Annotated in this window: 7 protein-coding genes; 2 read left to right on the plus strand and 5 right to left on the minus strand. The window is 44.4% G+C overall.

The window, feature by feature from the left end; translation table 11 throughout:
• The first annotated feature begins 67 nt into the window (after window positions 1-67).
• A complete protein-coding gene (locus DW640_RS17695) occupies window positions 68-946 on the plus strand; it encodes an ion transporter (RefSeq protein ID WP_008760142.1) in 879 nt (292 codons plus the stop codon).
• Window positions 947-979: 33 nt separating this feature from the next.
• Here the strand turns inward: DW640_RS17695 and DW640_RS17700 are convergent, their stop codons facing one another.
• A complete protein-coding gene (locus DW640_RS17700) occupies window positions 980-1,345 on the minus strand; it encodes a DUF2809 domain-containing protein (RefSeq protein ID WP_008760141.1) in 366 nt (121 codons plus the stop codon).
• Between the two features lie 174 nt (window positions 1,346-1,519).
• On the opposite strand from DW640_RS17700, the gene DW640_RS17705 reads away from it, so the two are divergent.
• Window positions 1,520-2,188: an MgtC/SapB family protein gene (locus DW640_RS17705; protein WP_008760140.1), complete on the plus strand. Its 669-nt coding sequence runs from the start codon at window positions 1,520-1,522 to the stop codon at window positions 2,186-2,188.
• 2 nt (window positions 2,189-2,190) lie between these two features.
• On the opposite strand, the gene DW640_RS17710 is transcribed toward DW640_RS17705, so the two are convergent.
• From DW640_RS17710 to DW640_RS17725, 4 genes are all read right to left on the minus strand, one after another.
• Window positions 2,191-2,964 (minus strand): TIGR03915 family putative DNA repair protein, encoded by a 774-nt coding sequence (locus DW640_RS17710; protein ID WP_054958999.1) that lies wholly within the window; start codon window positions 2,962-2,964, stop codon window positions 2,191-2,193.
• A 32-nt stretch (window positions 2,965-2,996) separates the two neighbouring features.
• The gene (locus DW640_RS17715) at window positions 2,997-4,265 is read right to left on the minus strand and encodes a putative DNA modification/repair radical SAM protein (protein ID WP_008764634.1); all 1,269 of its coding nucleotides are present in this window, start codon (window positions 4,263-4,265) and stop codon (window positions 2,997-2,999) included.
• A gap of 394 nt (window positions 4,266-4,659) precedes the next feature.
• Complete coding sequence (locus DW640_RS17720; protein ID WP_117578778.1) at window positions 4,660-5,751, minus strand: OmpA family protein; 1,092 nt, start codon at window positions 5,749-5,751, stop codon at window positions 4,660-4,662.
• Window positions 5,752-5,881: 130 nt separating this feature from the next.
• The coding region (locus tag DW640_RS17725) for a cell surface protein (protein ID WP_117578779.1) at window positions 5,882-9,238 on the minus strand (3,357 nt) is incomplete at its 5' end.

Genomic DNA, 9,238 nt, shown 5'->3' on the forward strand with positions numbered 1-9,238 from the left:
TAGCAGGTAATAAGTAATAGGTAAAATACAGGTTATTGGGATATTGGCCTGTTAACTGATTATTCTCATGAAACTAAAAGAAAGAATCCATTATTTTATGAATGACCAAAAGCTGAAACATAAGCTGTACGTCATCATCTTCGAGTCAGACACTCCTTCGGGAAAACTGTTTGATGTGGTTCTTATCGGCTGTATCCTTGCCAGTGTATTATTAGTCATTATAGAAAGCCTGAAAGGGCTCCCCTCCTATCTGACTACCCCATTTGTCGTAATGGAGTACCTTTTCACTGCTTTCTTTACTTTTGAATATCTGACACGAATATATTGCTCTCCCCGCCCGAAGAAATACATATTCAGTTTCTTTGGCATTGTTGACCTGTTGGCTACCTTGCCGCTTTACATCGGTTTGATCTTTCCGGGAGCGCGCTATCTGCTTATCATCCGTGCATTTCGATTGATACGGGTATTCCGTGTCTTTAAGCTATTCAATTTCTTGAATGAAGGCGAACGACTGCTCACCGCACTTCGGGAAAGTAGTAAAAAGATTGCGGTCTTCTTTCTGTTTGTTGTGATTCTGGTTACTTCCATCGGAACGTTAATGTACATGATCGAAGGAACTTTGCCCAATTCTCAATTCAATAACATTCCGAACAGTATCTACTGGGCTATTGTCACAATGACCACCGTAGGATACGGAGATATAACTCCTGTCACCGGACTGGGAAAATTTCTTTCGGCTTGCGTCATGCTGATCGGTTACACTATCATTGCGGTACCTACCGGCATTGTGTCCGCCTCCATGATGAAGGAATATAAACGGAGAAGAGACAAAGAATGTCCGAACTGCCATCGGTCAGGGCATGAAGACAATGCGCAGTTCTGCAAGTATTGCGGACACGATCTGAATCCGACTTCAGAAAACGAAAATAAAGAGAGCGTACAATAAGCAATCGCCAAACAAGAGAATCAGTTATTCCAATTAACGTCGTCTGAATATTTGCTCAAACAGAAAGATAAAGATACATCCTGCTCCATAGCAGACAATATCTTTCCAATCGAAAGTGGAACCCAGAATGATTCTTAATGCACGGTTGGTGATTCCCAAAGTTTCCACTAACTGAAAATATTGCAGTACTTCGACAAAACAAGCGAACAGGAAAACGTAAAACGGCAGACGGGGAACCCCTGTCGGGATAAATATACGTACGAAACTATATACCAGCACCACGACCAAAGCATCTCCCATATAAGGACGTATGAAACTATCACGTATATACAACGCTATGAATACCTCTATACAAAATATTACCAAAAAACTAATGATGTAAAATATCCTTTTCTTCATTTCTTATTCAATCTTTGGCGCAATGCATGGTTTTGTTTGCGAATATACGATAAAATGCAGATGCTACGTTCAAATATTACTAAATTAATAGCACAAAAAGAGAAAAGAATTGTATATTTATAGGACTAACCGTTTTTAAAGAAACAAACAAAGAAAAGAAAGGAGACCGAACCTATGATGTTGAACGTTGATTTTATGTTAAGATTACTGGTGGCAGGAATACTGGGAGCCATCATTGGACTGGACCGTGAATATCGCGCCAAAGAAGCCGGATACCGCACTCACTTCCTCGTATCATTGGGAAGTGCCCTGATCATGATTGTTTCGCAATACGGATTTCAAGAGATCATCAAAGAAAACAGTGTGACGCTCGACCCCAGCCGTGTAGCGGCACAAGTAGTCAGCGGCATCGGATTCATCGGTGCAGGAACCATTATCCTACAGAAACAAATCGTCCGTGGACTGACCACAGCCGCCGGCATATGGGCTACAGCCGGCATCGGTCTGGCAGTCGGCGCGGGAATGTACACCATCGGCATAGCCACTACCGTACTGACTCTGATCGGCCTGGAACTACTCAGTTACATCTTCAAGAGTGTAGGCATGAAAAGTTCGATGATCTCCTTCTCTACTAACAACAAAGATACTTTGAAACAGATAGCGGACAGATTTAATTCAAAAGATTATATGATTGTCTCTTACGAAATGGAAACACAGCATTCGGGTGAAATGGAAGCTTATCAAGTCACAATGGTCATCAAATCGAAACGGAACAATGATGAGGGACATTTACTTTCGTTGATGCAGAAATTTCCGGATGTGACGGTGCAGCGGATAGAATAAGCCTATTTCTGCTTCTCCGTCAGATACTTCCAGTAGCGGACAGGCATATCCTTTCTATGCTTCCTCGGATTCATGCGTTCTTTAATGCAGATAGCCTTGAAATACGTTTTCCAGAGCTTCTGAAATATCTTCTCATTTTCATCCATCAAGCTCTCGTCCAGCATACCCGTAATCAGATGAGCTTCCCGGCTGTCGTCATCAAAAGAGATCGTAGTCACTTCCTGCAAATCATAGTAAAAGCCATAACGCCGCTTCATATCATAGATAATCCACTTCTGATCGGCAAAACGATCTTTGAAATGTTGGACAGTAAGCGGCAAAGCATTATACTGCGGTTCGAAGGCAGCAAAGAAAGTACCGTCCGCCGCTTTCTGAAAACGCACGAACTGCATCAGATGCATCCGTTCACCATCCACCTTCTTCCATATCTGGGCAAGCAGAAGCACATCCGGATCGCCGAAGTTAGTCTCGATAGAACGGGGAGCGTCGATCGCCTTACGAATATATCGAAAGATAACCATCCCTATATCCGGCAATTCCGACAACCAACACTGGGTGAGGCAGCCAAGCGCGGAAGAAGAGACTTTCTTCTGCAAGCCACGCCACACGCGGGCGGCTTTCTCTTCATCGGTGACCACCGTATGCAATTCATCATAAAACAAAGGCAAAGCATCCCCTTCCGACAACAGGAAATCGGGAAAGGTCTTACGAAAATAAGCGTCGAAGACAGCAGTCAGCAGACCATCAAAAGTTTTATCGTAGATATAGACGTTCATTATCTTGCGGTTTACAACATCTGAAACTCCATTTATTCCCCAAAATCCAGTATCAACTGGCGGTCGTCCACCTTCTTCTTAGGCTTCGGAAGCAGCAGACTGCGTACCCGCTGCGGAGAAAGCTCATTCACCGTCTGCATCTGCAAAGGCAATTCCCTGCATGTAATGAAGTACTGCGCTTTTTTCATCACTACGCCTATCTTCTTCAATTCATAAAAACCCAGACGGGAAAAACGACGGGATGCCACAATCAACTTAGCCGACTTCACCCCGATGCCCGGCACACGAAGCAACATCTCATAATCCGCCTTATTGATATCGACAGGAAACTGTTCCGGATGACGCAAAGCCCATGAGAGCTTCGGGTCTATCTCCAGATCTAGATCAGGATATGCGTCATCTACGATTTCATCCACTTTAAACTGATAGAAACGTAGCAGCCAGTCCGCCTGATAAAGACGGTTCTCACGTACCAAAGGCGGTTGTTTCAGTGCAGGCAGACGTGTATCGTACGTATTCACGGAGACGTATCCGGAATAATAAACACGCTTCATCGTCGGTCGTCCATAGAGTGCCGACGAAAGGTAAAGGATATCTTTATCCGACTCGGAGGTAGCCCCTACAATCATCTGCGTGCTCTGTCCCGCAGGCGCAAAACGGGGAGCATGACGGAACTTCTGCCGTTCTTCCTTACTTTCCAGCACACCTTGTTGGATATACTTCATCGGAGCGAAAACGCTCTTATGATCTTTTTCGGGAGCCAGCAGTTTGAGGTTCTCTTCTTTCGGGATTTCTACGTTGACACTAAGGCGGTCGGCATACAGCCCGGCTTCATTCACCAGTTCCCGGCTTGCTCCGGGGATGCTTTTCAGATGAATATATCCGTTAAAGCGATGCACCTGACGCAAGTCTTTCGCCACACGCACAAGCCGCTCCATTGTATAATCCGGACTACGGACCACACCGGAACTAAGAAACAAGCCTTCGATATAATTGCGCCGGTAGAATTCAATCGTCAGCTCTACTAGTTCGGAGACGGATAACGTGGCGCGAGGCAGATCATTACTGCGCCGGTTGATACAGTAGGCACAGTCGTAAATACAATAATTGGTCAGCATGACTTTGAGCAAGGAGATGCACCGTCCGTCTTCGGCAAAGCTGTGACAGATTCCCCAACCACCTACGGTATTGCCCAGCATGCCCGGTTTGTTGGAGCGCACTGTACCGCTGGATGCACAGGATACATCGTACTTGGCCGATTCTGCAAGTATCTTTAGTTTAGTGAGGACATTTTCGTTCATGGACCCAATCTGATTACAGACGCAAATATACGATTTAAATCGGAATGCCGGTTGATAACGAACCAAATCACTCGTATTTTGTTCTCTATAAACAAAACAATCAGACTTTATAATAAAATCAGTCTATATATAAAAAAAGAGGATGCCCGTGGGAAAAATGTGAGGGGCATCCTCTGTAAGGAACAGATATCGGGAAAGAAGACTTTCACAAGCATTGCTTTCCATCTGTTCCCTGTGGGGTTATCTTCACTAACAAGTGAAGAAAGGGTTCATTGCAGAAGTCCGGGCTTTCACAAGCACGGGCTTCCTCTTTTACCTCCCATGCAGGTCCCTCATACTTTTATTAATAGAATAGAGGAATGGGGTATATACCCGCATGAGAAGTGGGAAAATATTATTCTGCAATACAGACACTTACCCGGTTTTCTTCAGGCACCCGGAAAGGCTGTACTGTATCTCCTTTAAAATCCGTAACGATTCTGTCCGGCGCTATTCCTTTGTCTTTCAAGGCATCGGCAACAATCTTCGCACGTTTTTCTGATAAAGTCATATTGATTCTCGGATTACCGGTTTCTTTGTCGGCATATCCGGTTATGGCAACTTTGCTTGCCGGATACTTTTCCATGTATGCCACCATTGCATCGATCTTCGATTGCTGGTCTTTCTGGAGAAGTGCGGAGTTCAGAGCAAAGAATATATTCTGTTTCATAGGTTCCACTACCACTGCCACAGGTTCCGGTTCGGGCTGTTTCACGACAGGTTGTGGTTTAGGTTGTTCTACTATTGGTTCCGGTTCATAATATACCGGAGCTGTTTTCTTATAGCTTTTTCCTAATTTGATGTTCAGGCCCACTAATACGTTAAATTGCCAGTCACAGTTGCCTGCCTTTTTCGAGTTGAATTTGTCGGACAGTACATTTGCGTTTCCTTCAATATTGATAGCCAGCCGGTCATTGAGGCGCAGATCACATCCCAGTCCCATACGTCCGGCTACAAGGTTTTGTTTGTCTTGCCACAGATACTCCAGTTCGTGAGATCTTGTGTCCAGTGCGTTTGCTTCGTCGTTGTCGAAAGCATGATTCAATCCTACGCCGCCAAAAATATATCCATTGAATACACGTTTCGGATTAAAACCACAAAATAAAGTACTGAGGTCTGCCATAAGGTCCAGATTGCCTTGCAGATATTTGTACTGATAGGTTTGAGAAGGAGTGACCCATCCTGCCTTTGCCTGCCAACCGCTTACGCCTAAACGGGCTCCAAATGCGGGTGCAAACTTATACCCTACATTGACAGCTGCTGCCGGAGAGATCAGATCGGTAAAATCGGCTTCGCCTACTGTGTGAGCAGCTCCTGCCTGTACTTGCATAAACCAATGAGGTTTGAACACAGTCTTGCCTTCTTCCTTGATTTGTCGCTGTTCCTGAGCGAATGCTACTGTGCTGCCGACAGTAAGTATGGCTATTAATAAATTTCTTATTCTCATAATTTTATATATTTTATGTCTTATCACAGAGTATGCAGAATGTACTTGTTATGGTGAAAAGGGTGCCCTTTTCTGATTAGAGCACCCTTTTGTTGTTGAATGTCTAAGAATTCATTGACATTTGCGATTCTTAGTTATTCGGATTAACTGTAATAGTCAATGTAGAAGAAGTAGTTCCCCAGCCGTAATTTACTGTAGCAGGAATGAATATCTGATAAGTATATCCAACCGGTGAGCTAACATTCACATACTTCACAGTGTTACCAGTCTGAACCAAAGTAGCGCCATCAGGCAACTTGTTACCGTTGTATTCCAAGCTTGTAGTTACTTTGTTCAAATCCAGTGTTACATCGCCGAACGGACCATAGAAGAACCAGTATTGTCCAGGATTCCAATCCGGTCTGCCCCACTCTTTCTTCGTCCATTCCCAACATCCTGAGATCTGTCCGTAAGATGTTCCTTCGAATGCAGGCTTTTCAGTGTGTTTGTGAGGAACCATTGTCCAGTTACCTTCAACCCACTTGTAAACTGCCGGTACGTAGTTGATACTCTTCACATAGTCGTACTCAATAGTAGTGCTTGCAGGTTTAGAAACTTCCGTATATATAATATCGCCATCTAATTCAACATGTGGATATATCAACGGCCATCCAGCTAATTTCTGTGCTTCAAGAGAAGCGTCAACTTCTGCCTGAGTCAAGAACTCTTCAGTTGTGTAAGTCTTCTTAGTAGATCCACCCAATCTGTTATAGTATCTATAAGTAGCCTTACCTGTATACATAGTAGTCACAGTAGTGGTAGTAAACTTAATCGTACCATATTCTACATCCAACTGAGCCGGTGTAACCATTTCTTCGTGACCTTGAACATATTCGAATTCAGGAGTACAAACTCTCTTCCAGTAAGAATGAACATTTTCAACCCATGACCAGCTATCTTTTACAATTGCTTCGTTTCTCCAGTCAGTCAACAGACCATTCCATTGGAAGTCAGCAACATCACCACCAGTCTTAGCGTCTATTACTGCAATACCGCTCGGCATGTTCAAGTTAACAGGACGGATAAAGTCAACCATAAATTCGTTAACAGTCACTTCGTCGCCATTGCTCATCGTGTAGATGTGTGCAACGACAGCTTGCAGACCGTTTGCGCTGTTCAACGCAGCCTTCACAGCAGCATTGCTCTTATCCAGGGTGATATAGTTACCGTCGATCTGAACACCAGACATTACAGGAGAAGTCAAGTTACCGTTAGAGTAAGTCTTGATTACTTTGTAACGAGCAGATTCGCAACCCGGAAGTCCTTTCACAGTGTAAGCAGAGTAAGCTTCTGTCAATGCTCTTCTGAACTGACAATCACTTGCAGGAGAAGCAACTGAGTTAGGTACACTCACATTTACATTGAAGTACTTGTACTCATCACCATCTTTCGTCCAGTAAATATCATTTTCAGTAGCATCCAAAGTAAGTTCAGGCAACTTCACGTTTACTGTGAACTTGAATGTGATGCTTGCAGGATATTCAGAAGAAGTCAGTTTGTTCTTCACTGTTACAGTTGCAACAAATTGAGAACCACCGGCACCGATCTTACCCAGTTCACCATGATTAAATGACCATACGATCTTCTTCGTAGCAGTACCTACTGAAGTATCACCGTCAACGATTCTCGGCAGAGTCATAGTGTGTGACAGGTTGTTCTTCTTCACTACAGCAACAGCACCGGAAGCATCATACAAGTTCCAGAATTCTTCGTGGCTCATGCTTGTTTCCTTACCGTTAGTAATAACGCGGTAAACATTTTCACGGATGAATTGCTCTGTGATAGTGTATTCAGCAGCTGTTTCAGTACATTTAGCTACCAAGTCATAAGCCTTGTCACCTACTACGAGGTCATCTTGCTTCGTCACACCAAATTCGATCTTCACGAATCCGCGACGTACTACATTGCCTGCTTCGTCTACCAATTCCACTTTCAGGATAGGAGTACGACCGATCGCTTCTTTATTAAAGCCTTCTGCCTGGTACAAACCTGCCGCAGCGTCGTTACATACCACCCATTTCTGCTGGTTGGTTGAAGTTTCACCTTCAGTGATGTTGTAATCAGAAGAAGCTACAGAGAACTTATATGACAACTTATAGTCTTCGATCGGGAATTCTTTGTGATTACCGTTACCGAAGCAAGTAGCCACCAGGTCTTTCAGGTTGAATACTTGATCGTAAGGAGTTGTATAGCGAACAGCTTCTGACTTACAAGCAGTGAAAGTAGTTGCATAATGAGCACCGTCAGCACCTGAAACTAAAGTAGCTTTGTCAGAGATGCGAACGTCCGGTGCAGCCAGTACGTCATCATAGATAGATACATACGGAGAAGTAACCACTACGTTAGTCTCGTCTTTGTCTACAGCATCACCCTTCAGAGTAGCCTGCAAAGCAACCATGTTTACTTTATCTTCTGCCGGCTGAGTAGAATGGACGTTAAGACGAAGCAGTTTGAAGTCCACTGTTCCTGTTGCAGCGTTAGCAACCGGAGTACCGCTGATCTGAACCCACTGGCTGGCAGCCGCGCGAGTGTTGATCACTGTAGCGCTACGATCCAAGTAGCTATAGTCAGCATTGCCCAACTTGAAGCTAGCCGGGTTGAAGTGGTAGCTTGCAGTTGCCAAAGCAGCTGTAGAAATACTATAATTCGTAGGAATAGCAGCATTTTCACCGCTTCCCATCGGAGCATATTTCAATGAGTTGAACTTGATCGCTTCCACACCGTCTACGATATAGTCGGGAGCAAACGTGATGCTTGTCAGACGGCAAGTCATCAAAGTGTGCAGGCTCACCAAGTCAGCGTTGATAGTAATAATCTGGCTGTTGATGGTTCTGATGTCCCCCTGAATATCTGAGATATCCGATTTGATAGCATCCAGCTCATCGTTGATCTTATCTTCGAGGTCAGCAATATCCTGAGCTGTAGAGTTCTTCAGCGCTTCAATGGCAGATTTATTCTCACCGATCAAAGCTTTCAGACCGCCTTCACCGTTGATTTCATCCCAAAGTTTCTTAATCTCATCCTGTGCAGCTTCGATAGCTTTCTGCGCTGCCGCGATATCTTCCTTGTTAGCGTCAGCTATATCTTTTACACCTTCTGCATAAAGTTTCAAAGCGTCGAGCTGAGTCTGCAAGTCTTTATCTGCTGTAATCAACGTTTCGATAGCATCCTGAGCATTTTTGATCGCTTCGGTATTTTCTTTCACTGCTCCGTTGGCAAGATTGCTCAAACCTGTTTCGATACCTTCAATCTGAGCACCGAGTGCTTTTACAGCAGCTTCGTGTACTGTCACATCCAGTTTGTTGTCAATAGCAGCCTGCATTGAATTTCTCAATGCTTCAACCTGTGTTGCGGCTTCCGCTATCGCATCTGCTTTTGCTTGCGCAGCGGCAGCTTTCGCTTCTTCTGCCAGCGCTTTCGCTGTAGCAGCATCGGCAGCAGCCTGGTC

It is taken from the genome of Bacteroides sp. AM23-12 (assembly GCF_003434395.1).
Lineage (GTDB): Bacteria > Bacteroidota > Bacteroidia > Bacteroidales > Bacteroidaceae > Bacteroides > Bacteroides thetaiotaomicron.